The 23,368-nt window shown below is 72.3% G+C and carries 21 protein-coding genes; 7 read left to right on the top strand and 14 right to left on the bottom strand.

Annotated features, from left to right (window positions below; all coding sequences use genetic code 11):
- Positions 1-93 precede the first annotated feature (93 nt).
- Positions 94-1,020 (top strand): non-homologous end joining protein Ku, encoded by a 927-nt coding sequence (ku, locus tag EXE59_RS09660; RefSeq protein ID WP_135838713.1) that lies wholly within the window; start codon positions 94-96, stop codon positions 1,018-1,020.
- A gap of 158 nt (positions 1,021-1,178) precedes the next feature.
- Here the strand turns inward: ku and EXE59_RS09655 are convergent, their stop codons facing one another.
- Together EXE59_RS09655 and EXE59_RS09650 are read right to left on the bottom strand one after the other, a co-directional pair.
- Entirely contained in the window at positions 1,179-2,642 is a 1,464-nt protein-coding gene (locus tag EXE59_RS09655) for a carboxyl transferase domain-containing protein (protein ID WP_135838712.1), read from the bottom strand.
- The gene (locus EXE59_RS09650) at positions 2,639-3,817 is read right to left on the bottom strand and encodes a CaiB/BaiF CoA transferase family protein (RefSeq protein WP_135838711.1); all 1,179 of its coding nucleotides are present in this window, start codon (positions 3,815-3,817) and stop codon (positions 2,639-2,641) included. Before EXE59_RS09650 ends, EXE59_RS09655 begins: the two co-directional genes overlap by 4 nt.
- A 164-nt stretch (positions 3,818-3,981) precedes the next feature.
- Between EXE59_RS09650 and EXE59_RS09645 the strand changes: the two genes are divergently transcribed.
- The gene (locus tag EXE59_RS09645) at positions 3,982-4,752 is read left to right on the top strand and encodes a sulfite exporter TauE/SafE family protein (RefSeq protein ID WP_135838710.1); all 771 of its coding nucleotides are present in this window, start codon (positions 3,982-3,984) and stop codon (positions 4,750-4,752) included.
- A gap of 10 nt (positions 4,753-4,762) precedes the next feature.
- Here EXE59_RS09645 and EXE59_RS09640 read toward each other — a convergent pair whose 3' ends face one another.
- Positions 4,763-9,631, bottom strand: a complete 4,869-nt coding sequence (locus tag EXE59_RS09640) for an NAD-glutamate dehydrogenase (protein ID WP_246056675.1) — start codon at positions 9,629-9,631, stop codon at positions 4,763-4,765.
- Positions 9,632-9,780: 149 nt separating this feature from the next.
- Between EXE59_RS09640 and EXE59_RS09635 the strand changes: the two genes are divergently transcribed.
- Complete coding sequence (locus tag EXE59_RS09635) at positions 9,781-10,251, top strand: DUF2505 domain-containing protein (RefSeq protein ID WP_135838709.1); 471 nt, start codon at positions 9,781-9,783, stop codon at positions 10,249-10,251.
- On the opposite strand, the gene EXE59_RS09630 is transcribed toward EXE59_RS09635, so the two are convergent.
- Positions 10,241-10,951, bottom strand: a complete 711-nt coding sequence (locus tag EXE59_RS09630; RefSeq protein WP_135838708.1) for a DUF4386 domain-containing protein — start codon at positions 10,949-10,951, stop codon at positions 10,241-10,243. The two genes, EXE59_RS09635 and EXE59_RS09630, sit on opposite strands and share 11 nt — an antisense overlap.
- 161 nt (positions 10,952-11,112) lie before the next feature.
- Here EXE59_RS09630 and EXE59_RS09625 point away from each other — a divergent pair, with 161 nt between their 5' ends.
- The gene (locus EXE59_RS09625) at positions 11,113-11,754 is read left to right on the top strand and encodes a TetR/AcrR family transcriptional regulator C-terminal domain-containing protein (RefSeq protein ID WP_210428945.1); all 642 of its coding nucleotides are present in this window, start codon (positions 11,113-11,115) and stop codon (positions 11,752-11,754) included.
- On the opposite strand, the gene EXE59_RS09620 is transcribed toward EXE59_RS09625, so the two are convergent.
- Genes EXE59_RS09620 through EXE59_RS09605 form a run of 4 tightly spaced genes read right to left on the bottom strand, consistent with a single transcriptional unit; the run spans position 11,742 to position 15,455 of the window.
- Positions 11,742-11,927, bottom strand: coding sequence for a hypothetical protein (locus tag EXE59_RS09620; RefSeq protein ID WP_135838707.1), 186 nt, complete (start codon positions 11,925-11,927; stop codon positions 11,742-11,744). The genes EXE59_RS09625 and EXE59_RS09620 overlap by 13 nt on opposite strands.
- A 38-nt stretch (positions 11,928-11,965) precedes the next feature.
- A complete protein-coding gene (pruA, locus tag EXE59_RS09615) occupies positions 11,966-13,594 on the bottom strand; it encodes an L-glutamate gamma-semialdehyde dehydrogenase (RefSeq protein WP_135838706.1) in 1,629 nt (542 codons plus the stop codon).
- A gap of 44 nt (positions 13,595-13,638) precedes the next feature.
- Positions 13,639-13,989 carry a DUF6912 family protein gene (locus tag EXE59_RS09610; protein ID WP_135838705.1) on the bottom strand — a complete coding sequence of 117 codons (351 nt, stop codon included), beginning with the start codon at positions 13,987-13,989 and terminating at the stop codon, positions 13,639-13,641.
- Positions 13,986-15,455 (bottom strand): wax ester/triacylglycerol synthase family O-acyltransferase, encoded by a 1,470-nt coding sequence (locus tag EXE59_RS09605; RefSeq protein ID WP_135838704.1) that lies wholly within the window; start codon positions 15,453-15,455, stop codon positions 13,986-13,988. Before EXE59_RS09605 ends, EXE59_RS09610 begins: the two co-directional genes overlap by 4 nt.
- A gap of 143 nt (positions 15,456-15,598) precedes the next feature.
- Between EXE59_RS09605 and EXE59_RS09600 the strand changes: the two genes are divergently transcribed.
- Together EXE59_RS09600 and EXE59_RS09595 are read left to right on the top strand one after the other, a co-directional pair.
- Entirely contained in the window at positions 15,599-16,021 is a 423-nt protein-coding gene (locus EXE59_RS09600) for a hypothetical protein (RefSeq protein ID WP_135838703.1), read from the top strand.
- Between the two features lie 2 nt (positions 16,022-16,023).
- Complete coding sequence (locus tag EXE59_RS09595) at positions 16,024-17,343, top strand: hypothetical protein (RefSeq protein WP_342777202.1); 1,320 nt, start codon at positions 16,024-16,026, stop codon at positions 17,341-17,343.
- On the opposite strand, the gene EXE59_RS09590 is transcribed toward EXE59_RS09595, so the two are convergent.
- The 3 genes from EXE59_RS09590 to EXE59_RS09580 all read right to left on the bottom strand — a co-directional run bounded on the left by EXE59_RS09590 (position 17,306) and on the right by EXE59_RS09580 (position 20,261).
- Positions 17,306-18,232: a calcium-binding protein gene (locus EXE59_RS09590; RefSeq protein WP_135838701.1), complete on the bottom strand. Its 927-nt coding sequence runs from the start codon at positions 18,230-18,232 to the stop codon at positions 17,306-17,308. The two genes, EXE59_RS09595 and EXE59_RS09590, sit on opposite strands and share 38 nt — an antisense overlap.
- A 59-nt stretch (positions 18,233-18,291) precedes the next feature.
- Positions 18,292-19,350: a CpaE/TadZ family protein gene (locus EXE59_RS23730; RefSeq protein ID WP_168218469.1), complete on the bottom strand. Its 1,059-nt coding sequence runs from the start codon at positions 19,348-19,350 to the stop codon at positions 18,292-18,294.
- Positions 19,351-19,547: 197 nt separating this feature from the next.
- Complete coding sequence (locus EXE59_RS09580) at positions 19,548-20,261, bottom strand: CpaB family protein (protein WP_135838700.1); 714 nt, start codon at positions 20,259-20,261, stop codon at positions 19,548-19,550.
- Positions 20,262-20,360: 99 nt separating this feature from the next.
- On the opposite strand from EXE59_RS09580, the gene EXE59_RS09575 reads away from it, so the two are divergent.
- On the top strand, positions 20,361-20,618 hold the full coding sequence (locus EXE59_RS09575) for a helix-turn-helix domain-containing protein (protein ID WP_135838699.1): 258 nt from the start codon (positions 20,361-20,363) through the stop codon (positions 20,616-20,618).
- Positions 20,619-20,647: 29 nt separating this feature from the next.
- On the opposite strand, the gene EXE59_RS09570 is transcribed toward EXE59_RS09575, so the two are convergent.
- The 3 genes from EXE59_RS09570 to sigE are packed head-to-tail and all read right to left on the bottom strand — an operon-like array spanning position 20,648 to position 23,234.
- Entirely contained in the window at positions 20,648-22,153 is a 1,506-nt protein-coding gene (locus tag EXE59_RS09570) for a S1C family serine protease (RefSeq protein WP_135838698.1), read from the bottom strand.
- Positions 22,150-22,674, bottom strand: a complete 525-nt coding sequence (locus EXE59_RS09565; protein WP_135838697.1) for an anti-sigma factor — start codon at positions 22,672-22,674, stop codon at positions 22,150-22,152. Before EXE59_RS09565 ends, EXE59_RS09570 begins: the two co-directional genes overlap by 4 nt.
- Positions 22,674-23,234, bottom strand: coding sequence for an RNA polymerase sigma factor SigE (gene sigE, locus EXE59_RS09560; RefSeq protein ID WP_246057055.1), 561 nt, complete (start codon positions 23,232-23,234; stop codon positions 22,674-22,676). The genes EXE59_RS09565 and sigE overlap by 1 nt, the downstream gene beginning before the upstream one ends.
- Positions 23,235-23,368: the final 134 nt, after the last annotated feature.

Raw genomic sequence — 23,368 nt, 5'->3', positions numbered from 1 at the left:
CGGACGCACGCGAGCAGTCTGGCATCCACCACCCGTGGCCAGGTCATCCCTTTGCAGGAGACGCGTGTCCGACGTGACGGCTATCGTCGGAGCATGCGCGCGATCTGGAAGGGTGCCGTCTCCTTCGGCCTGGTCAGTGTCCCGGTGAAGCTCTACGCGGCCACCGAGAGCCACGACGTGTCCTTCCGGCAGGTGCACGCCAAGGACGGCGGGCGGATCAAGTACCAGCGGGTCTGCTCCCTCGACGGCGAGGAGGTGGCCTACGCCGACATCGCAAAGGGCTACGAGACCGAGGACGGCGAGATGGTCATCCTCACCGACGACGACATGGCCGAGCTGCCGTCGACGTCGTCGCGCGAGATCGCGGTGGAGAAGTTCGTGCCGCGCGAGCAGATCGACCCGCTGCTCTTCGAGAAGTCCTACTACCTCGAGCCCGAGGGCGCGGGTGCCAAGCCGTACGCCCTGCTCCGCCAGGCCCTCAAGGACGCCGACCGGATGGCGGTGGTGACCGTCGCGCTGCGCCAGCGCACCACCATCGCGGTGCTGCGCGTGCGCGAGACCGAGGCCGGTGAGGTCATCGTGCTCCAGACGATGATGTGGCCCGACGAGGTCCGCACCCCCGACTTCAAGGTCGAGGTCGACGACGCCAAGCCGCAAGAGGTCAAGATGGCCCACATGCTCGTCGAGACCCTCGCGGGCGACTTCGACGCGACCGAGTTCGAGGACGACTACGCCGGTGCCGTCGAGGCCCTGGTGAAGTCCAAGATCGAGGGCGGCGAGATCAAGCGCACCGAGACCTCCACCAAGACCTCCGGCGAGGTCGTCGACCTGCTCGCCGCGCTCCAGAAGTCCGTCGCCGCGGCGAAGACAGCCCGCGGCGAGGACGCCGGCGAGGTCGAGCCCGCGAAGAAGACCGCCGCCAAGAAGGCCCCGGCCAAGAAGACCGCTGCCAAGAAGACCGCTGCCAAGAAGACCGCGGAGAAGAAGCAGGCGAAGAAGCAGGCGAAGAAGGCCAGCTGAGCCCCGGGCGCCCGGCGGTGCCTGAGCCACCTTCCACGCGTACGGAATGTGGCTGCCGCACCGCTTTCGGCGCGCCCTCCCGCAACACGCCCCAGAGCGGTGCCAGACCCACATTCCGGGCCCCCGGAATGTGGCTGGGGCACCGCTGCCCCGGATCCTCAGGAGGCGTGGGCCACTGGCGTACGCCCCGTCAGCTCGCGCAGCCGGGCACCGATCTCCGCGGCGACCGCGACGGCCAGGTCGCGGGGCGACTCGCCGTCCACCTCCGGCACGACGTGCTGCACCACGCCGTCGGCGAGCAGGTCGACCGCGCGCACGCGCTGGCGCGAGGCCATCTCGGCAGCGTGGGCGACGTCGCCGTGCACGATGAGGCTGGCCCCCTCGGGCGGGAGCGGTGAGAGCCAGGCGTGCTCGGTGGCGATCACGGTCCGAGCGGGCAGGAACGCCAGCGCCCCTCCCCCGCAGCCCTGGCCGAGGATCACCGAGATCGTCGGCACCGTCATCGTGGTGAGCGCCGCGATGCAGCGGGCGATCTCGCCGGCGAGCGCGCGCTCCTCGGCGTCGGGCGAGAGCTCCGCGCCGGGGGTGTCGATGACGCTGACGAGCGGCAGCCCGAGCTCCTGGGCGATCTTCATCCCGCGGCGGGCCTCGCGCAGGGCGCCGGGGCCCATCGCATGGCCGGGCACCTGCCGGGACCGGTCCTGGCCGATGACCACGCACGGCTGGTCGTCGAGGCGGGTCAGGGCGACCAGGACGGTGGAGTCGCGCTCGCCCTTCTCGGTGCCGCGCAGCTGGAGCGTGCCGGAGGCGCCGTGGGCGAGCAGGTCGCGCACCCCGGCGCGATCCGTACGCCGGGTGCGCTCGACGCTGTCCCAGGCGGCGTGGTCGCCGAGCAGGCGCTTCGCGCGGACGGACAGGCGGCCCGGACCGGGCGCGTCCACCAGCACGGCGAGGGCCTGGTCGACCATCTCCGGCAGGTCCTCCGCGGCGACGACGCCGTCGATGACGCCGGCTGCAGCGAGGTTCTCCGCGACCTGGACTCCGGGCCGGAAGGGCCGGCCGTTGAGCCCCTCGTAGACCTTCGGCCCGAGGAACCCGACGAGGGCGCCCGGCTCGGCGACGGTGACGTGGCCGAGCGAGCCCCAGGAGGCGTACACGCCGCCGGTGGTGGGGTGGCGCAGGTGCACGAGGTAGGGCAGCCCGGCGGCGCGGTGGTCCATGAGCGCGCGGGAGATGTCGACCATCCGCACGAAGGCGGGCGTGCCCTCCTGCATCCGCGTGCCGCCCGACGCGGTGCTGGCGAGCAGGGGCAGGCCCTCCTCGGTGGCGCGGCGCACGGCGGCGGTGATGCGGTCGGCGGCGGCACGACCGATCGAGCCGGCGAGGAACTGGAACTCGTTGACCACGACCGCCACGGGCCGGCCGCGGACCTCGCCGCGGCCGGTCAGCACGGACTCGTCGGTGCCCGCCTTCGCTGCGGCAGCCGCGAGCTCGGCGCGGTAGCCCGCGTCGGCCCAGGACAGGTCGACGGGCTCGTCCCACGAGGTGAAGGTGCCCTCGTCGAGGACCAGGTCGAGCAGCTCGTGGGCGGTCCAGCGCCGCGCAGCCGTCCCCTGCCTCACGCGCCCCCGCCCCCGATCCAGGCCCGGATCTCGTCGGCGTGCTGGTCGAGCAGCGGCGGCGCGACGTGGTCGCGCCGGGTGACCTCCGCGCCCTCGGCGTCGAAGAACCGCAGCGGCGGGCCGGGAAGCGTGATGCCGCCCAGCGTCGGGTGCTCCACGTCGACGAGCAGGCCCTGGCTGGCGACCTGGTCCCACTCGTAGACCTCGTCGAGGGTCCGGACCTTGCCGGCCGGGATCCCGATCTCGGCGAGGCGGGCCAGCAGCGGCTCGGCATCCCAGTCGGCGAAGGCCTGCTCGACGACCTCGATCACCTGCTCGCGCCGACCGACGCGCTCGCCGTTGGTGGCCAGGCCCTCGGCGTCGGGGTCGAGACCGAAGCCCGCGCAGAACTTCTTCCACAGCCCCTCGCTGCCGAGCGCGATCTGCACGGCGCCGTCGCGGCAGTGGAACAGCCCGTAGGGCGCGATCGAGGGGTGGTGGTTGCCCTGGGCGCGGCCGACCTCGCCGGCCACGGTCCACCGGGTGCCCTGGAAGGCGTGCACGCCGACGACCGACGCCAGCAACGACGTACGCACGACGGTGCCCCTGCCAGTCCGCTCGCGCTCGTGCAGCGCGGCGAGCACGCCGTAGGCGCCGTACATCCCGGACAGCAGGTCCGCGATCGGTACGCCGACGCGCTGCGGGTCGTCGGGGCCGGAGCCGGTGAGGGACATCAGGCCCGCCTCGCCCTGCGCGATCTGGTCGTAGCCGGCGCGACCACCCTCGGGGCCGTCGTGGCCGAAGCCGGTGATCGAGAGGACGACGAGGCGCGGGTTGCGGCGCATCAGCTCCTCGATCCCGAGGCCGAGGCGCTCGAGGACGCCGGTGCGGAAGTTCTCCACCAGCACGTCGGCGCGCTCGACGAGGCCGACCAGCACGTCCTTGTCCGACGCGTCCTTGAGGTCGAGGGCGATCGACTCCTTGTTGCGGTTGGTGCAGAGGAAGTAGGTCGACTGCCGCTCGTCGGGCTCACCGACGAACGGCGGGCCCCAGCCACGGGTGTCGTCGCCGCTGCCGGGCGCCTCCACCTTGATCACGCGGGCACCGAGGTCGCCCAGCATCTGGGTGGCGTGCGGCCCGGCGAGGGCACGGGTCAGGTCGACGACGAGGAGGTCGGAGAGAGGTCCGTTGCTCATGCGAACACCCTGCGTGGAGGCGGGCGTACGGGCCATGGCAGAGGTTCACCCGAAGGCGTCAATTTCATTGTCGAGATCGGCGGGTCGGACCACCTGACACCGACGCCTGGGCGAATGAGAACCTTGGCCATGCACACCTCCACCATGCTCCCCGACGAGGTGGTGTGAGCGGGCCGGAGGCCGTCCTGGTGCTGGCCACCGGGCTCGGCGCCGGCGTGCTGTCCTCGACCGTCGGCGTGGCCTCGCTGCTCAGCTTCCCCGTGCTGGTCGCACTGGGCCTGCCGCCCGTCGTGGCCAACGTGTCGAACACGCTCGGCCTGATCCCCGGCGGCCTCGGCGGCGTGGTCGGCTACCGCCGGGAGGTGCGGGAGGCGGGCCGGATCGCGCTGGTGATCGTCGCGGTCTGCGCGCTGGGCGGGCTCATCGGCGCAGCGCTGCTGCTCGGCCTGCCGCCGGGCGTCTTCGAGGCGATCGTCCCGTTCCTCATCCTGTTCACCTGCCTGCTCGTCGGCGTCCAGCCGCGCATCGCGCGCTGGCTGCGCGCCCGCCACGAGCAGATGCACGGCGAGCAGCTCGCCGAGCGGCGGCACATGTCGCCCGCGACCACGCTCTTCGCCACCCTCACGGGCGTGTACGGCGGCTACTTCGGGGCCGGCGCCGGGGTCATGATGGTCGCCGTCCTCGGCATCGGGACCGACCTCGAGCTGCGCGTCGTCAACGGCCTCAAGACGCTGTCCCTGATGGTCGGCAACATCGTCGCCGGCCTCGTCTTCGTGGTCGTCGCCGACCCGCGCTGGGAGGTCGCCGCACTGCTCGCCGCAGGCTCGCTGGTCGGCGGCTACGTCGGCGCGCGGATCGGTCGCAAGCTCCCTGACGCGGTGTTCCGCTGGGCCGTCGTCGCGGCCGGCGTGGTCGCCGCGGTCCTGCTGTTCTGACCTGCGCAGGTCAGGACAGCAGGCCGCGGACGACACGCAGGCCGACCGAGAGGCGCGCCAGCTCCGCGGTGTCCTCGCGGCAGATCTCCTCCAGCGTCGCGGCCGCGCGGCCGATGAGCTCCTCGTCGGCGTTCTCCCACTCGGCCACCCGGGCGGGCGCCGTGTCGTCCGCGCTGGTGGACTCCAGCACCTGGGCGGTCAGCTGCTGGTGCACGGCGTAGAGGTCGTCGCGCACCGCTGCCCGGGCCATCGTCTGCCAGCGGTCGTCGCGCGGCAGCGCGAAGATCCGCTCGACCAGCGCCGGCAGCCCGAGCCGCTCCCCCAGCGCGAAGTGGACGCGTGCCACCTCGACCGGGTCGAGCCCGAGCCGGTCGGCGGTCTCGACGATGCCGAGCAGCGCGTAGGCCGACGCCAGCACGGCGACCCGCGAGGCGAGGTCGTCGGGAACCCCCTGGTCGGTCAGGCGCTTCTCGCGGGCCTTGAAGTCCTCGAGCTCCCGGCCGCTCATGATGCTCGGCAGCTCGGCCATCACGGCCTGCACGGGACCGCGGAAGAAGTCGACCGTCGCGCGGGAGTCGAGCGGAGGGCGGCGGTTGGTGACCAGCCACCGCGACGCGCGCTCGACGAGCGTACGCATCTCGATCCGCATCCGCGTCTGGCGCTCGGCGGGCACCTGGTTGTCCAGCGCCGCGATCTCCTGGCGCATCGGCAGCGACCCGAAGATCTCGCGGGCGACGAAGTTGGCTCGGGTCAGCTCGGCGGGGCTGGCCCCGGTCTCACCCTGCAGCCGCGGCCAGAACGTCATGCCGGCGCCGTTGACGAGGTCGTTGACGACCTGGGTCACGATGATCTCGCGGCGCAGCGGGTGGTCCTCGATGGCCGCCTCGAGGTCGGGCTTCATGCGGCTGGGGAAGTAGGCCAGCAGGTCATCGCGCAGGTAGGGGTCGTCGGGCAGGTCGGAGTCGATGAGCTCGTCGGCGAGGACGATCTTGGTCCACGCCATCAGCACCGACAGCTCGGGCGCCGACAGGGCCTGCTTGCGCTCGAGGCGGCGCTTGACCTGGCGTGTCGACGGCAGGCCCTCGAGCTCGCGGTTGAGCACCCCGCGGCGCTCGAGCGCGCGCATCCAGTCCTCGTGGACGTGAAGCAGTGACGGGGCGTGCGCCTCGGCGTTGGCGAGCGCGAGGTTCTGTTCGTAGTTGTCGCGCAGCACCAGCTGGCCCACCTCGTCGGTCATCTCGGCGAGCAGCTCGTTGCGGGCGCCCTCGTCCATCTCCCCAGAGCGGACGACCCGGTCGAGGAGGATCTTGATGTTGACCTCGTGGTCCGAGGTGTCGACGCCGGCGGAGTTGTCGATGAAGTCGGTGTTCATCCGGCCGCCGTCGCCGTTGACGCCGAGGCGGGCGTACTCCACGCGACCGAGCTGGGTGAAGCCGAGGTTGCCGCCCTCGCCGATGCACCGGGCGCGCAGGTCCTGGCCGTTGACCCGGATCGCGTCGTTGGCCTTGTCACCGGCGTCGGCGTTGGTCTCCTCCGACGACTTCACGTAGGTGCCGATGCCACCGTTCCAGAGCAGGTCGACCGGGGCGAGCAGGATCGCCTTCATCAGCTCGGCAGGCGTCATCGCGGTGACGTCGGCGGGCAGCCCGAGCGCCTCGCGGGCCTGCGCCGACACCGGGATCGACTTGGCCGCACGCGACCAGACGCCGCCGCCCTCGGAGATCAGCGAGGAGTCGTAGTCCTTCCAGCTCGACCTCGGCAGGTCGAAGAGCCGGCGCCGCTCGGCGTACGAGGAGGCCGCGTCGGGGTCGGGGTCGATGAAGATGTCGCGGTGGTCGAAGGCCGCCACCAGCCGGGTGTGCTCCGAGCAGAGCATGCCGTTGCCGAAGACGTCGCCGGACATGTCTCCGATGCCGACCGCGGTGAAGTCCTCGGTCTGGCAGTCGACGCCCATCTCGCGGAAGTGCCGCTGCACCGAGACCCAGGCGCCCTTGGCGGTGATGCCCATCGCCTTGTGGTCGTAGCCCACCGAGCCGCCGGAGGCGAAGGCGTCGCCGAGCCAGAAGCCGTAGTCCTTCGCCACGCCGTTGGCGATGTCGCTGAAGGTCGCCGTGCCCTTGTCGGCCGCCACCACGAGGTAGGAGTCGTCGCCGTCGTGGCGCACGACGTCGCGCGGAGGCACGTTCTCGCCGCCGACGAGGTTGTCGGTGATGTCGAGCAGGCCGGAGATGAAGGTCTTGTAGCAGGCCACGCCCTCGGCCAGCCACGCGTCACGGTCGGAGGGGTCGGGCAGCTGCTTGCAGAAGAAGGCGCCCTTCGCGCCGACCGGCACGATGACGGTGTTCTTGACCATCTGTGCCTTGACCAGGCCGAGCACCTCGGTGCGGAAGTCGTCGCGCCGGTCCGACCAGCGCAGGCCGCCACGCGCGACGGCGCCGAAGCGGAGGTGCGAGCCCTCGACGCGCGGGCTGTAGACGAAGATCTCGAAGCGCGGGCGCGGCTCGGGCAGGTCGGGGATCGCCGACGGCTCGAGCTTGAAGGAGATGTAGTTGTGATACGGCTCCGCGGGGTGCAGCTCGTCGTCAGAGGTGCGTTTCTGGAAGAAGTTGGTGCGCAGCGTCGCCCGGACCAGCGTGCGGTAGGAGCGCAGGATGCGGTCGTGGTCGAGGCTGACCACCTCGTCGAGGGCGCGTGCGAGCCGCTCCTCGATGGCCTCGACCTTGGCCACGCGGGCCTCCGCATCGTGCTCGAGCGTGCGGTCGCCGCGACCGGGGTCGAAGCGCGACTCGAACAGCTCGACGAGCAGCCGGGTGATGTCGACGTTGCTGCGCAGCGCCTCCTCGATGTAGTCGAGCGCGAACGGCGAGCCGCCCTGGCGGGCGTACTTGGCGTACGCCCGCAGCACCGTCGCCTGCCGCCAGGTGAGGCCCGCGGCGAGCACGAGCTGGTTGAAGCCGTCGATCTCGTTGTAGCCGTCCCACACCGCCCGCAGCGCCTCGGCGAACAGGGTCCGCTCCCGGGACGACAGCGCCCGGCCGTGCCGCAGGCCGAACTCGTAGATGTAGGTCGGCCGGCCCAGGCCGGCGAGCTCGTAGGGGCGCTCGTCGACGACCTCGACACCCATCGACGTGAGCATCGGGAGCACCGCGCTCAACGACAGCGGCTCCCCGACCCGGAACACCTTGAGCCGCGACTCGCCCCGGCGGTAGGTCTGCTCGTCCTGGTCGAAGAGAGCGAGGTCGATGCCCTCGTCGCCCTCGATCGCCTCGATCCGGCCGAGGTCGGCCGATCCGCGCGAGGGGTCGAAGTCCTCCTTGTAGGCCTCCGGGAAGGCGTCGGCCCACGCGCGCGCCAGCTGCGAGCCGCGGTCCACGCCGTACTCGCTGACGACCGCGGCCATGAAGTCGTCGCGCCAGGAGCGGGACGCCTCCATCAGGCGGCGCTCGAGGTCGGGGACGTCGATGTCGGGGACCTGCTCGCCCTTGGGCGGGTGCACCACGAAGTGCACGCTGGCGGTCGTGGACTCGTTGACCCGGGCGGTGAACTCGACGTGCTCGCCACCGAGCCGGTCGCGCAGGATGTCGGAGAACCGCTCGCGCACGGCGGTGCTGTAGCGATCGCGGGGCAGGTAGACGAGGACCGAGACGTAGCGGCCGTAGGTGTCGCGGCGCACGAACGCGCGAAGCTGGCGCCGCTCGCGGGCGCTCATCACGTCCTGCGCGACCGGGGCGAGCTCGTCGGGCGAGGTGTGGAACAGCTCGTCGCGGGGATAGTTCTCCAGCGTGTCCATGAGGGCCTTGCCGGCGTGGCTGCGCGGGTCGAACCCGGCGTGGCGCATCACCTCGGTGACCTTCTCCCGCAGCACCGGGATGCGGGTCACGGACTCGGTGTAGGCGGCGCTGGAGAACAGGCCGAGGAACCGGCGCTCGCCGACGACCTCGCCGTCGGGCCCGAATGTCTTCACCCCGACGTAGTCGAGGTAGGCCGGGCGGTGCACCGTGGCGCGCGAGTTGGCCTTGGCCAGCACGAGGAGCTTCTTCTCACGGGCCTTGGTCTTGACGAGCGGCGGCAGCTTGGCGAACGAGGCCGACAGGTCCTGGTCGTGGCGCAGGATGCCGAGGCCGGAGCCGGGGACCGCACGCAGCCCGCACTCCTCCGGGGCGCCCACCTCCGCCTCGAGCAGGTACTCGCGGTAGCCGAGGAACGTGAAGTGGTCGTCGGCGAGCCAGGTGAGGAAGTCGCGGCCCTGCCGCAGCTCCTCGGCCGGCAGCGGCGGCGGGTCCTGGTCGAGCTCGGCGACCACCGCGAGCGCCTGGGCGTGCATCTTCTGCCAGTCCTCGACGGACTCGCGCACGTCCCGCAGCACCCGCTGCAGGCCCTCGGTGATCTCGGCGTCCTCGTCGTCGTCGGTGCGGTCGACCTCGACGTGCATCCACGACTCGGCACCGTCGCGGGAGCCGGCCTGCGGCTCCTGGGCGTGGACGTGCTGGAGCTCGCCGGTGATGTCGCGCTCGACGTGGAACTGCGGGTGGATCACGGCGTGCACAGTGTGGCCGAGGCGGTTGAGCTCCATGGTCACCGAGTCGACGAGGAAGGGCATGTCGTCGGTGACGACCTCGACCACGGAGCGTCCCGATGCCGACCAGCCGGCGTCGGCGATCGTGGGCGTCACGACCCGTACGACGGCCGTGCCCTGCGGGCGCGACGACGCGAGCTCGCGATGCGATGCCACGGCGCCGAGCAGGTCCTCCGGGGACCGCTCGGCCATGTCCTCCGGTGCCACGTGCCGGTAGTAGGCGCGCAGCAGGTCTCCCCACTCGGGACGGGCCTCCGTCGCTGCGTCGAGCTGTCGGTCCTTGGTGTCGTCAGGCGTCGCCACGCTCCGACCCTAGACCCATGTGTGACCACCGCGACACGGGGTCCTGCTGGCGCGCCAGGCCCGGTCCTGGGCGATGATGGGCCCCTGGTCCGGACCGCCGTCCGGGTCCTCGCCGATGCACGACGACGACACAGGATGCGGTGGTCACCATGAGCACGAAGCTCGCGAAGCAGATGACGTACGACGCCCCGGCAGAGGCCGTGGCCGCCATGCTCGACGACGTCGCGTTCCGCGAGGAGGTGCTCGAGCGTCAGAAGGTGCTGCGGGGCTCCGCCAGCATCGACGGCGACCTGGTGACCATCGAGCAGGTGCGCTCCGGCGACGACCTGCCGTCCTTCGCCAGGAAGTTCGTCGGCGACGAGATCACCATCGTGCAGCGCGAGACGTGGACCTCCCCCACCTCCTGCGACGTCGAGCTCGCCATCCCCGGCAAGCCCGGCGAGGCGGTCGGCACGATGCGGCTCGTGGAGTCCGGGGGGACGACCACCGAGGTCGTCGACCTCGACCTCACTGTCCGCATCCCGCTCGTCGGCGGGAAGATCGAGGGCCTCATCGCCGGGCTGTTCTCCGAGGCGCTCGACATCGAGCACCGCGTCGGCGTGGAGTGGCTCAGCCGCTGACGCGTCCGGCGCCCCGGACGAGCAGGTAGCCGAGGATCCACACCTCGCCGACGGTTGCGGGCACGACGAGGAGCTCCGGCACGACGGAGGCGTCGGGCCACAGGTAGGTGACGAAGCCGCTGAGCACGTAGCCCGCGCCGCCGACCACGAGCAACCGCCCCAGCAGGCGCGGCATCGTCCCCGAGCGCAGGACGCACACGCCCATCGGCACCAGCCACAGGCCGAAGAACAGGTTGCCCACGCCCCAGAAGTGCTCGCTGAGCGCGAGCAGCAGCTGCGGCGACCCGGCGTCCCCGCCGGCGGTGCCGAGTGCTGCCTCGAGCGACGTCGCGGTCGCGGCCGCGCTGCCCATGATCGCCACTGCGTTGAGCACGCCGAGGACGGCGATCGCGCCCGCCGCGAAGGCGTCCACTGCGCGGAACAGCCGGAAGAACCACAGGGCGGCAAGGACCTGGAAGGCCACGAGGGCCATCTCGAGCCCGATCAGGGTCCGCGCCAGTATCTCCCGCTCACGCAGCTGGGTGAGGGTCGTCAGCGGGTCCGCGTCGGCCAGCATCGGGCGTACGACGAGGAAGCCGAGGCCGCCGGCCACGGCGAGCGCCAGGTAGAACGCGCCCGTCGTACGCGCCGAGGCGTGGTCGAGGGCGGACGGAGCCTTCGGGCGGCTCGAAGGCTGGGCGGTGGCGTGGGCGGTGGACATGGCGCTCCATTTTCTTACGCAGTAAGAATTTCTTACGTGGTAAGAAAAGCACGTACGCCCGCCGGGCGCAACACCCTGGGCCGGGTCGGACCCGCCCCGACGACGAGACCGGAGACCACGTGGCAGCTCGCGGCAGACCCCCGACCCTCAGCCGCGAGCGCGTGCTCCTCGCCGCTGTCGCCCGGGCCGACGCCTCCGGCCTCGACGGCCTCACGATGCGGGCACTCGCCGACGACCTCGGGGTCGAGGCGATGTCGCTCTACCACCACCTGCGCGGCAAGGAGGCGCTGCTCGACGGGCTCGTGGAGCGTCTGATGGCCGAGGTCGCGGAGGCCACCTCGGACCTCCCCGCCGGAGAGGAGTGGCGCGACGGCGTACGACGGCGGTGCCTGGCGGCACGCGAGGTGATGGAGCGACACCCGTGGGGTCCGGCGGTGCTGCTGACCCGGACGTCCGTCCCGCCGTCGGTGTTCGCCCACTTCGAGGCAGTGCTGGCGGCGATGATCGAGGCCGGGTTCTCCTACCACCTGGGGCACCGCGCGCTGCACGCGCTGGGCAGCATGGTGCTCGGCTTCGTGCAGGAGCTGTTCGCGCCGGGCGCCGAGGGGGACGAGGACGCCTCGGCCGACGAGCTCGCAGCGATGGCGCACGCACTCCCCCACGTCACGGCCATGGTCGCGGCGGAGCTCCACGCCGCCGACGGCGACGTCCTCGGGTGGTGCGACAGCCGGGCGGAGTTCGAGTTCACCCTGGACCTGCTGCTCGACGGGCTCGAGGCCCAGCGTGTCGCTCAGTCGCCCTGAGGGACGCGCTCGTCCTCGCGGGCCTCACGATCGTCCTCGCGCCTGCGCCGCCGCACCACGAGCCCGAGCACGACGAACGGCCCGAAGGCGAGCAGCAGGGTCAGCGCCTGCTCGAAGGGGTGCAGCGCGCCCAGGTGCCACGACGTGACGAGGGGGAGGACGGGGGCGCTCACACCCCACATCCTCCCCCACGTGCTGCCGGGGCGGTCCGTCAGCCCTGGTGCGGGTAGCGGTGGTCCGTGGGCGGGACGAACGTCTCCTTGATCGAGCGCGGCGACGTCCAGCGCAGCAGGTTGACCGCGGCGCCCGCCTTGTCGTTGGTGCCCGACGCGCGGCCACCGCCGAAGGGCTGCTGGCCGACGACGGCGCCGGTGGGCTTGTCGTTGATGTAGAAGTTGCCGGCCGCGAAGCGCAGGGCCTTGCGGGCCCACGCGATGGCAGCACGGTCCTGGGCGATGATCGCGCCGGTCAGGGCGTACGGGGCGAACGACTCCATCTGCTCGACGACCCTCTCGAAGCGGTCGTCGTCGTAGACGTGGACCGCGAGGATCGGGCCGAAGTACTCGTCGGAGAACATCTGGTCGGTCGGGTCGGTCGACTCCACGATGGTGGGACGGACGAAATAGCCGACCGAGTCGTCGACCTGCCCGCCGGCGAGGACCGTGAGGTGCTTCTGGCGCTTGGCCCGGGCGATCGCGGCCTTGTGCTTGGCGAACGCGCGGTCGTCGATGACGGCGCCCATGAAGTTGGTCAGGTCGGTCACGTCGCCCATGGCGAGTGCCTCGGTGTCGGCGATCAGCTGGTCCTTGATCTTGTTCCACACCGAGCGCGGGACGTAGGCCCGGGAGGCGGCCGAGCACTTCTGGCCCTGGAACTCGAAGGCACCGCGGATCATCGCCACGCGCAGCACGTCGGGGTCGGCGCTCGGGTGGGCGACGATGAAGTCCTTGCCGCCGGTCTCGCCCACGATGCGCGGGTAGGAGCGGTAGCCGGAGATGTTCTCCCCGACCGTGCGCCACAGGCGCTGGAAGGTCGGGGTCGACCCGGTGAAGTGGATGCCGGCGAGGTCGCGGTGCGCCAGGGCGACCTTCGAGACGTCGAGTCCGTCGCCGGGCAGCATGTTGATGACGCCGGGCGGCATCCCGGCCTCCTCGAGCAGCTCCATCGTCAGCGACGCTGCCAGCTGCTGGGTCGGGGACGGCTTCCAGATCACGGTGTTGCCCATCAGCGCGGGCGCGGTGGGCAGGTTGCCGGCGATCGCGGTGAAGTTGAACGGCGTGATCGCGTAGACGAAGCCCTCGAGCGGGCGGTGGTCGGTGCGGTTCCAGATGCCGGGGCTGTTGGCGATCGGCTGGTCGGTGAGGATCTGCTTGGCGTAGTGGACGTTGAACCGCCAGAAGTCGATCAGCTCGCACGCCGCGTCGATCTCGGCCTGGAACGCCGTCTTGGACTGCCCGAGCATCGTCGCGGCGTTGAGGGTCTGGCGCCACGGACCGGCCAGCAGGTCGGCGGCCTTGAGGAGGATCGCGCAGCGCTCGTCGAACGGCATCGCCCGCCACGCAGGCGCGGCGTCGTTGGCGGCCTTGACCGCGGCCTCGGCGTCCTTGGTCGTCGAGTTCTTCAGCGTGCCGAGCACGTGCGCGTGGTCGTGGGGCTGGACGACCTTGATCTCCGCGCCACCGCCGTTGCGTCGCTTGCCGCCGATCACGGCCCGGAACGACTGCTGCTTCTTCTCCAGCCGGGCCAGCTCGGCGACGAGGGTCTCCCGCTCCGGGCTGCCGGGGGCGTAGGTCAGGTTCGGCTCGTTGGTGGGAGCCGGAGGAAAGGTGATCGCGTCCATGCGACTGATCGTGTCAGAGACGGCCGCGGGCCTCAAAGCAGCGGTCAGGGGGAGGCGAGGAGGTCGGCGACCTCCTGCGTCGCCCACCACGCGAGGTCCTCGTCGGGGTCCGTGTCGTCGTCGCTGTCCACGTGCACCGCGACCACGTCGCGCCACGTCGCGGGCACGGCGACGTCGGCCGTCTCGACGACCACGACGACCCGGCGCCGCCGGCCGTCCGGGAGCCCGGCCACGAGCGCGGCGGAGGCGTCCGCGGCTGTCATCAGCGCGTCGTACTCGCTCTCCTCGCCGTCGTCGGCAGCGACGACGACGTCGACGTCCACCAGCCGCGGGCCGTCGGCCTCCCAGTCGTCGGCCAGACGGGGCAGTGTGGACGGGACGTAGCGCCGGGTCACCTGCGGCCTGCCTTCTGGGTCCTGGCCCGGGTCCCTGCGCCCTTGCGACCGCGCGGGGCGCGCGGCCGGGTGTCGGACGCGGAGTCCTTCAGCTCCTCGAGCGACTCCAGGACGCACTGGCCGATGGTGTCGGCGTCGGGCACGGCGTCGCGGTCGGCGGTGATGCCGTAGAACACGCCGCCGTCGTAGGACGTCACCCCGATGGCGAGCGGGTGGTCGGGCAGCAGCGGGTGGACCGGGTAGGACTCCAGCATCCGCGCGCCGTCGGCGTACAGCGGGAACTGCGGTCCCGGCACGTTGGTGATCGAGAGATGGAAGCCGTGGCGCAGCTCGGCTGCGGCGAGCCGGGAGCCCAGGGCGTGGAACGTGGTCGGCGCGAAGCCCGCGATGCCGGCGAGCCGCCGGGCCGACACGTTGCGACCGTTGTCGCGGTGCGCCTTGAGGTCGTAGCTGACCTGGTGCAGGCGTACGACCGGGCTGGGCTCGCTGATCGGCAGGTTGACCAGGTGGCCGGTGACCTGGCTGCCGAGCGAGGTCGCCTCGAGCTCGTCGTCGATGACCGACATCGGCACGAACGCCTTGATGGCCTTCAGCCCGGCCATCGACTCCGCCCGCGTCATCAGCCAGCCCCGAAGGCCGCCGGCGAGCGTGGCGAGGATGACGTCGTTGACGGTGCCGCCGTGGACCTCGCGGATCGCGCGGTAGTCGGCCAACTCGGTGTGCACGGTGACGAAGCGGCGCTGCTGCGAGAGCTTGCGGTGCACGGGCGTGGAGTGCACCGGACCTCGACCCGAGAGCGCGTGGGCGACCTCGGCGACCCGGGCGCTCGAGGCGGTTGCGCGCCGGCCCAGCGCCTCGGCGTTGGCGCGGGTGGTCATCCAGACCGTGCTCGGGCGCTCGAGGCTGTCGGTGACCGCGTTCAGCGCGGCCGCGACCGGGCCGGCCGTGCGCCGGGGCCGCCAGTCGTCGTCGTGGCCCAGCGTGGACCGGTCGGCGGAGGTGTCGAGCAGCACCTGGCCGATGTCGACGGTCTCGCGGCCGTCGACGAGGATCTGGTGGCTCTTGGCGAGCAGGGCGACGTGGCCGTGCTCGAGGCCCTCGACGAAGTAGCACTCCCACAGCGGACGGCTGCGGTCGAGCGGGCGGGACGCGATGCGGGCGACGAGCTCGCGCAGCTGGTCCATCGAGCCGGGACGCGGCAGCGCCGAGCGGCGTACGTGGTAGCCGAGGTCGAAGTTCTCGTCGTCCACCCAGGCCGGGTTGGCCAGCCGCCCCGGGACGAGCTGGAGGCGCTGGCGGTAGCGCGGGACGAAGGCGATCCGGTCGGCGATCAGCTGCACGAGCCGGTCGTGGTCGAAGCCGGACGTGCCGGGGTCGAAGATCTCCACCGTGGCGTTGTGCATGGGCGTCGTGGGGGACTCGGCGGCCAGGATGGCCAGGTCCCGCGGCCGCAGCCGCTCGCTCATCTGGTTGCCCCTTCGTCGCTCGCACTAGGTCCGCATGGGATTCTGACAGAGCCTGTGGCACACCACGCGGTGGCCACCGTCACTCATCGAGCGGTTGAAGGAGAAAGTCTGTGTCCGGTCGCGGTCCCGCGCGTCTTGCCCCCTTGGCCTCCGTGGTCCTCGTGCTCTCCGCGGGGCTCGCCGCGTGCGGGGGCAGTGACGACCCCGAACCGGCGGAGAGCACCTCCGCGGCCACTCCCGACGACTCCTCGGCCGACTCCACCGAGGAGCCCACTGAGGAGCCCACGGAGGAGCCCACGGACGAGCTCGCGACGATCACGGTGACCCGCGAGGGCGACAGCTTCACCCCCAACGGCGAGCGCGTCGAGCTCGCGGTCGACCAGACTCTCGTGCTGACCATCGACGCGGACGAGGCCGGCGAGCTCCACGTCCACAGCACACCCGAGCAGGACATCGCCTATGGCGAGGGCACCTCCAAGCACGAGATCACGATCGACCGGCCCGGCGTCGTCGAGGTCGAGAGCCACGACCCCGACCTCGTCCTCCTCCAGCTCGAGGTCCGCTGAGCGTGGGCTCGATCTCGGCGCACGGCCTCGGCGGCGCCAAGGACCTGCCGATCCCCTCCGAGCTCGCCATCGCCGGCGCGGTCGCCGCGCTGGTCATCTCCTTCACCGTGCTGGCCGTCGCCTGGCGCGAGCCGCGCTACGACCCCGCCACCAGCGGGCGCCCGGCGCCGCAGTGGCTGGACCGGTTGGTCTCCTCGACCGCGCTGGCCGTGGCCGCGCGCGTGCTGGGCATGGCGTTCTTCCTCTACGTGGGCGCCGCCGCGGTCTTCGGCCAGGACACCCTGATCAATCCGTTCCTCGGCACGTTCTACGTGCTGCTCTGGGTCGGCCTGGTGCCCGCGTCCCTGCTGCTGGGACCGGTGTTCCGGGCGATCAGCCCGGCGCGCACGATCAGCATGCTGTTCGCCAAGGTCTCCGGTGTCCCCGAGGGCGAGGGCCTGTACGCCTACCCCGCGCGCCTGGGCTACTGGCCGGCGGCGGCCGGGCTGTTCTCCTTCGTGTGGCTGGAGCTCGTCTACCCCAGCTCCACCGACCTCGGGCCCGTACGCCTGTGGTGCGCGGCCTACCTCGGCACGATGTTCGTCGGCTCCGCGCTGTTCGGCACCACGTTCCTCGCCCGCGCAGACCCGTTCGAGGTCTACTCCTCGCTCGTGGCGAAGCTGTCGATCTGGGGGCGGCGCCAGGGGCGGCTCGTGCTCCGGAGCCCGCTGGCCAACCTCGACACCCTCGTGGCCCGCCCTGGACTGGTGGCGGTCGTCGCCGTGCTCTTCGGCAGCACCGCCTTCGACTCGTTCCGCGAGTCGACCGCGTGGCTGGGCGTGGTGCAGGAGATGTCGTTGCCCCGGGTCCTCCCCGACACGCTCGCACTCGTGGCGTTCTCGGGCGGCGTCGCGCTCGTGCTGACGGCGGCGACGATGGCCACCGGTGTCTCCAGCGGCACGCCGCGACGGGCGCTGCCCGACCTGTTCGCGCACTCGGTGGTGCCGATCATCGTGGGCTACATCGTGGCCCACTACCTGACCTACTTCGTCGAGTACGGCCAGCAGACGATCATCCAGCTGAGCGACCCGTTCACCCGCGGGGACGACTACCTCGGCACCGCCGACCTGCAGGTCAACTACTGGCTGTCGATGCACCCCACCTTCCTCGCCGTCAGCAAGGTCGTCGCGGTGGCGCTCGGCCACGTCGTCGGCGTGGTCGCCGCACACGACCGCGCGATCAAGCTGCTGCCGAGGCGGCACCAGCTGACCGGTCAGCTCCCGCTGCTGGTCGCGATGGTGGGGTTCACCGTGGGAGGTCTGTACCTGCTGTTCGCGGCGTGAGCGTGCGCTGCGTGGTCACGGGGCCGTACGGCCACCCTGCGGGGGCGACGGACGTGACCTCGACGATCTCGCACGACCCGCGGTAGTCGATGACGTCGGCGGGGTCGCGCCAACCCACGAAGATCACGCGGTCGGCGTTGCCGTTGTCGCGCTGGGTCGGGTCGTCGCAGTGGATCCTGTCCTCGAAGCCGTCGGGCAGCACGTAGATGACGTCGTTGCCCTGCTCGGTGAAGACCTTGTCGGCGCCGGGTCCGAGGAAGACGGTGTCGTCGCCCTCGTCGCCCTTGATCGCCACGTCGTTGCCCGCGCCGTCGATCAGGACGTCGTTGCCGGGGCCGCCCTGGATGGCGCCGTCGTCGCCGGGCCCGCCGTCGATGTAGTCGTTGCCGGCACCTCCGATGTGCTTGTCGGAGCCCTCGCCGCCGAAGAGCCGGTCGTCGCCGTCGTTGCCGCCGAGCAGGTCGTCCCCCGCCTCGCCGTGGACGACGTCGTCCCCGGCGCTGGAGGCGAGCTTGTCGTTGCCCTCCCCGCCGTACATCTCGTCGTCGCCCTTCCCGCCGTCGATCCGGTCGTTGCCGGCACCGCCCGCGACCCAGTCGTTGCCGGGCTGCATGGTGATCCAGTCGTCGCCGTTGTCCCCGGTGACCTGGTCGTTGCCCTTGCCGGCGTAGATCGTGTCGTTGCCGCCCTTGCCGGTGACCCGGTCGCGTCCCCCCAGCGACATGATGCGGTTGGATCGCGCGGTGCCGGAGATGACGTCGTCACCGGTCGTGCCCTGGCGCATCGCGTGGGCGGGGCCCAGCGTCATCGCGGTCATGGACACGGTCGTCGAGAGCGTCAGCACGAGGGCCACGAGGGCGGAGCTGGCCGGACGCATGGGATCCACCATGGGAGTCTCCTAGAAATGGGACCCCAACCTTAACGAAATCTTGACTAAAACCAGAACTTTCAGGATCTGCGGCGCCACCCCGCCCGCGGGGGCACCGGCCTGACGCTGGCGGGGAACACCGCGTCGGCGAGCGCGGAGAGGCTCTGCACGAGGGAGGAGTCGCCGAGGTCGGCGAGGGCCCGTCCGGAGACCAGCGCCCGGTCGAGCCCGGCCCGGTCCTCGGGCAGGAAGTGCAGGCCGGCGACGCGGCTGAACCCCTCCACCATGCCGGCGATCTCCTTCTCCGACCACCCGATCGAGGACCGCATCCGGTTGACGACGACCCGCACCGGGACGCCTGCCGTGTGCTCGCGCAGGTCCACGAGCCCCCGGGCCAGCCGGGCGAGACCGACCGGGTCTGCGGACCCGACCACGAGCAGCTCGTCGGCCTGCTCGATCGCCGCGAGGGTGAGGGCGTTGCGACCGGGACGTGCGCCGAAGTCGGTCCCGGGGTCGTCCTCGAGGCTGAAACCGGTGTCGACCAGCACGTGCCCGCGGGCGCGTGCTGCCTCGAGCAGCTGGTCCACCTGGGCGGCGCGGACCTCCCGCCACCGGTCGGGGCGCGGCAGCCCGGTGACGACGGCGAGGTGCTCCCCCACGCCCCGGCAGACCGAGGCGAACCGTTCGTCGAGCTGCCCGGCCGCGGCGAGCCGCGCCGCGGAGAGCAGCCCGGACACCTCGTCGAGGACCCCGAGCTGCTGGGCGACGGCCCCACCGTAGGGGTCGAGGTCGGCCAGTACGACGGCCTCCTCGCGCCGGGCGACCTCCCAGGCGAGGTTGGTGGCGACCGTGGTCCGCCCCGGTGCACCGGCGGGGCCCCAGACCACCACCACGCGACCGTCGTGCGTCGCGTCGGAGGCGTCGGCGCCTCCCAGCAGGTCGGGGAGCTGGTCGTCGCGTGCCCGGGTGTCGGCGACGTCGTCGACCGTGGTGACGGCCTCCGGCAGCGACGACAGCTCGCCCGCCCCCACCATGGCTGCGATGCCGAGCCGCTGGGCGTGCTCGCGCACGTCGAGGTCGTCGGAGCGGGCGGAGGTCACGGCGACGGGGCGTACGGCGTGGCGCCGCAGGTGGGCCACGCTGGCCGCGTCGAGACCGGGGGCCGTCGAGGGAGACAACGGCGACGTCGGCCTGCCCGCTGGTGACGGCCGCCAGCAGGTCGTCGACGTCGACGCAGCGCTTGAGCACGACGACGCCCGGATGCGCCTCGAGGTCGGCGAACGCCGGGGACTCCCAGGGCTCCCCCGCCGCCAGCAGGAGCACGCAGATCACGGCGTCAGCCCCTGCCGACCACACGGACACGGTCGTCACCGCTGGCCGCGAGGAGCGCGCCCAGGGACTCCTCGTCGGCGCCCGGCACGGCGAGGACGAGCTGTCGGCTCGTCGCCGAGGCGAACGCGTCGGTCACCACGGGCGCGTCCAGCACCACGATGTCGGACAGCACGGGCTCGGCACCGCGCGAGCGACGTTGGGCGAGGGTCCGGTCGGCGAGGACCCACACGTCCACCCGGGAGCCGCGGACCAGGTCGGTGGGCACGTGCTCGGCCGACACGGCGATCGAGACAGCGACCGTGTCGTCGGTGGGTTCCTCGCCCAGTGCGGCCGCCGGCACCAGCTCACCCGCGGTCAGCGGGCGGGTCAGGGTGAGCGTGGCCGGGAGGTCGTCGTCGACCTCGAGGTAGCGGTCGCGGTCCGCGTCCTCGTCGAAGCGCACCCGCGTGGCCCGCAGGTCCCCGGCCGTCAGCGTCTGCCCGGCGACCAGGTCGCCGGACGCCGACCAGACCGGCGTCATGTCGTCGGCCCCGGACAGGATCCTCGCCCCCGCCACGACCGACCCGGTGACGAGCACGACGCCGATCCAGAGCCTCGGGTCGCGCCAGCCGGGCGTGCTCGCCCGGGTCGCCGGCGGGACGTCGCCGAGGCGGGTGGACGAGCGGGAGGACGAGTGGGTGGAGGCGCGAGCTGGGGTCCGAGACGTGTTCCGAGGCACGGCGCCATCATTGCCACTCGCGCGGGACTTCACACCTGTCTCTCCACAGGCACCGGCCGGTCGGCGACGGAGCAGGGGGTCGGTGGCACGATGTGGGACATGGCAGACGACCCCCGCTTCCTGACGCTCGCCGACGTCGCCGAGGTGCTCAACACCTCCGGCGCGCAGGTCTACGCGCTGGTGCGCCGGGGCGAGCTGCCGGCGATCAAGATCGGCGGGCGCGGCCAGTGGCGCGTCGAGCGGGTGCAGCTCGAGGAGTTCATCCAGCGGATGTACGCCGACACCCGTGCCTTCGTCGACGAGCACCCGTTCGTCGAGGCCGAGGCCGGCCCCGACCCGGGCGACACGACGGTCTAGCCGCCCGACACCGAGTCGTCGTCGGGCGACTATCCGACCTTGCCGTCGAGCTCGACCTCCACGACCCGCTCCTCGCCACCGCGGACCACCGACATCTCCACCGTGTCGCCCGGCAGGTGCGTACGGATGGCCACGATGAGCGCGATGCCGTCGCTGACCGGCTGGTCGTCGACCGCCACGATCACGTCGTCGGCCTCCAGGCCGGCGCGGGAGGCCGGGGTGTCGGGCATGACCTCCGTGATGGTCGCTCCCGCCGCGTCGGGCTCGCCGCCGGTGCGGACCTGCGCGCCGATCACGGGGTACTCCGCCTTGCCCGTGCGCAGGATCTGGTCGACGGTGGTGCGGACCTGCTCGATCGGGATCGCGAAGCCCACGCCGATGTTGCCCGACTCGCGGGTCGCTCCCCCGGTCGTGGCGATCGCGGAGTTCACGCCGACCACCTCGCCGGCGAGGTTGACCAGCGGGCCGCCGGAGTTGCCGGGGTTGATCGCGGCGTCGGTCTGGACCGCGTTGATGTAGGACGACTCGTCGTCGGACTCGCCGGAGGTGGTGACGGGCCGGTTGAGGGCGCTGACGATGCCGGACGTCACGGTCTGGCTGAGGCCGAGGGGCGCGCCGAAGGCGACGACCGACTCCCCCACGTTGAGCGCCTGCGAGGCGCCCAGGGCCGCCGGCTCGAGGCCGTCGGCACGGTCGACGTGCAGCACCGCGAGGTCGTAGACCGGGCTGCGCCCGACCACGGTGGCCTCGAGGCGCTCCCCGGACTGGCCGATGACCAGGATCGGCCCCTCGCCCTCGGCAGCGGAGGCCACCACGTGGTTGTTGGTGACGACGTGGCCCTCGCTGTCGAGCACGAAGCCCGACCCGGTGGCCCCGCCGGCCTGCCCGTCGAGCTCGGCGACGATCTGGACCGTGCTGGGCAGCAGCGCCTGCGCCACGGCCGCGACCGATCCGTTCTCCGCGTCGAGCGGGGCGGCAGCCCGGGTGCGTACGCCGTCGAGGCCGTTGTCGTTGGTGCCGCGCTGGGACGCGAGCTCGTCCTGGAGCGCACCGCCCGCGAGTCCGCCGAGGATGCCGACGACCAGCGCGAGGCAGGCGACGGCCGGCCACACCCAGAGCGCCACCTTGCGCGACGGGGCGGGCGGGGCGGCGTACATCGGGCGCGGCGGGTAGGGGCCGGGGCCGAACCAGCCGGGGTTCGGGTGCTGGTGCTGCATCGGGACCGTGGGAGCAGCCTGTTCGGGTGCCTGGCCGCCGTACGGGTGGTGCTGGGGCTCGCCGTAGGGGGCGCGGTGCGGCGGTGGCGGTGGGCCGGCGAGCAGGTCGCTCGTCGCCTCGTCGGCGCCGACGCCGTACGCACGCCCCTCGGGCTGGACGGCGGGCTCCTCCGCGGACTCCGGGAGGCGCCAGCCGGCGAGCGGCTGGGTCGGCTCCTCGGGCGCAGGCTCGTCACGGGCCTCGTCCGCGGGCGCGTCCGGCGCGTCTGCGGGGTGGTGGTCCTGGGCCTGGTCGTCGGGCTGGTGCTCGTCGCTCACGGGACGATCTTCTCCCGGATCGCCACGAGGCGCTCGGCCAGGGGCGTCCGGGAGGGTGAGACCGGTCCTCGCGCGGAGCGGTCGTCGACGTTGACGACCGGGCTCGCCGGTGTCGTCGGCCGGCTCAGGTCGGTCACCGGGGGACGGGGCTCGACGCGCGGCGTCCCGGCGACCCCGAGGGCCAGCACGCCGACGACGCACGCGCTCGCCGCGCCGCCGCCGATGGCGACCAGTCCGCGCCGTGAGCGCGTGGACGAGGTCGCGAAGGGGGCGGCAGCGAGCGACGGGGCGGAGGCCGGCTGGAGCGCGGAGCAGCGTCCGAGGAGGGCGGACTTGAAGTCGTGCGACGGCTGCCCGGTCCCGAAGGACAGCTGCGCGAGCTGGGTCTTGACCCAGCCCTCCTGCTCGACGAGGTCACGGCAGGCGTGGCAGGAGTGGACGTGGTTCCAGCAGCGCTCCTCCTCGTCCGGCGCGAGCCGGCCGTCGAGCAGTGCGCTGACGCGGGGTCCCAGGTGCGACATCACGACACCTGTCCGCGCGGCTGGGGGGCGATCGGACCGGAGTAGCGCGAGCGGCCGGCAGCGGGCTCACGGTGGGCGAGGGCCTTGCGGAGCATGGTGCGGCCGCGATGGATGCGTGAGCGGACGGTGCCGAGCTTGGCGCCCATGATCTCCGCGATCTCCTCGTAGCTCAGCCCCTCGACGTCGCACAGGACGACCGCCGCGCGGAAGTCGGGCGGCAGCGTCGCGAGCGCGGTCTCGATGTCGTCGTCGAATGTCTGGTCGGCGAGGGCGAGCTCGGGCGCCGGCGAGGTGCTGGTGAGCCTGGACGCGCGCTCGTCGGAGAGCGGGTCGAACCGGATGCGCTGCTTGCGGCGGGCACCGTCGAGGAACAGGTTCGTGGTGATGCGGTGCAGCCACCCCTCGAAGGTGCCGGGGGTGTAGCTGTCGAGCGAACGGAAGACGCGGACGAAGACCTCCTGGGTGAGGTCCTCGGCGTCGGGACGGTTGCCGGTGAGGCGGTAGGCCAGGCGGAAGACGCGGTCGGAGTGCTGCTCGACCACCTCGTCCCACGTCGGCACGACGGCCGAGTCCGCGTCGGACCCCGCTCCCGGACTGGGGGTGGTCCCGACCTGCTCGCCCACGAGAGCTCCCTGGCTCGTCTTCCTCGACCGCAGCTGCAACGGTTCGCTGTCCTTCCTGACGCTAGGCATCA

The sequence above is a fragment of the Nocardioides eburneiflavus genome, from assembly GCF_004785795.1.
Lineage (GTDB): Bacteria > Actinomycetota > Actinomycetes > Propionibacteriales > Nocardioidaceae > Nocardioides > Nocardioides eburneiflavus.
Note: the sequence above shows the minus strand (reverse complement) of the source record. Positions and strands in the feature narration are given on the sequence as shown.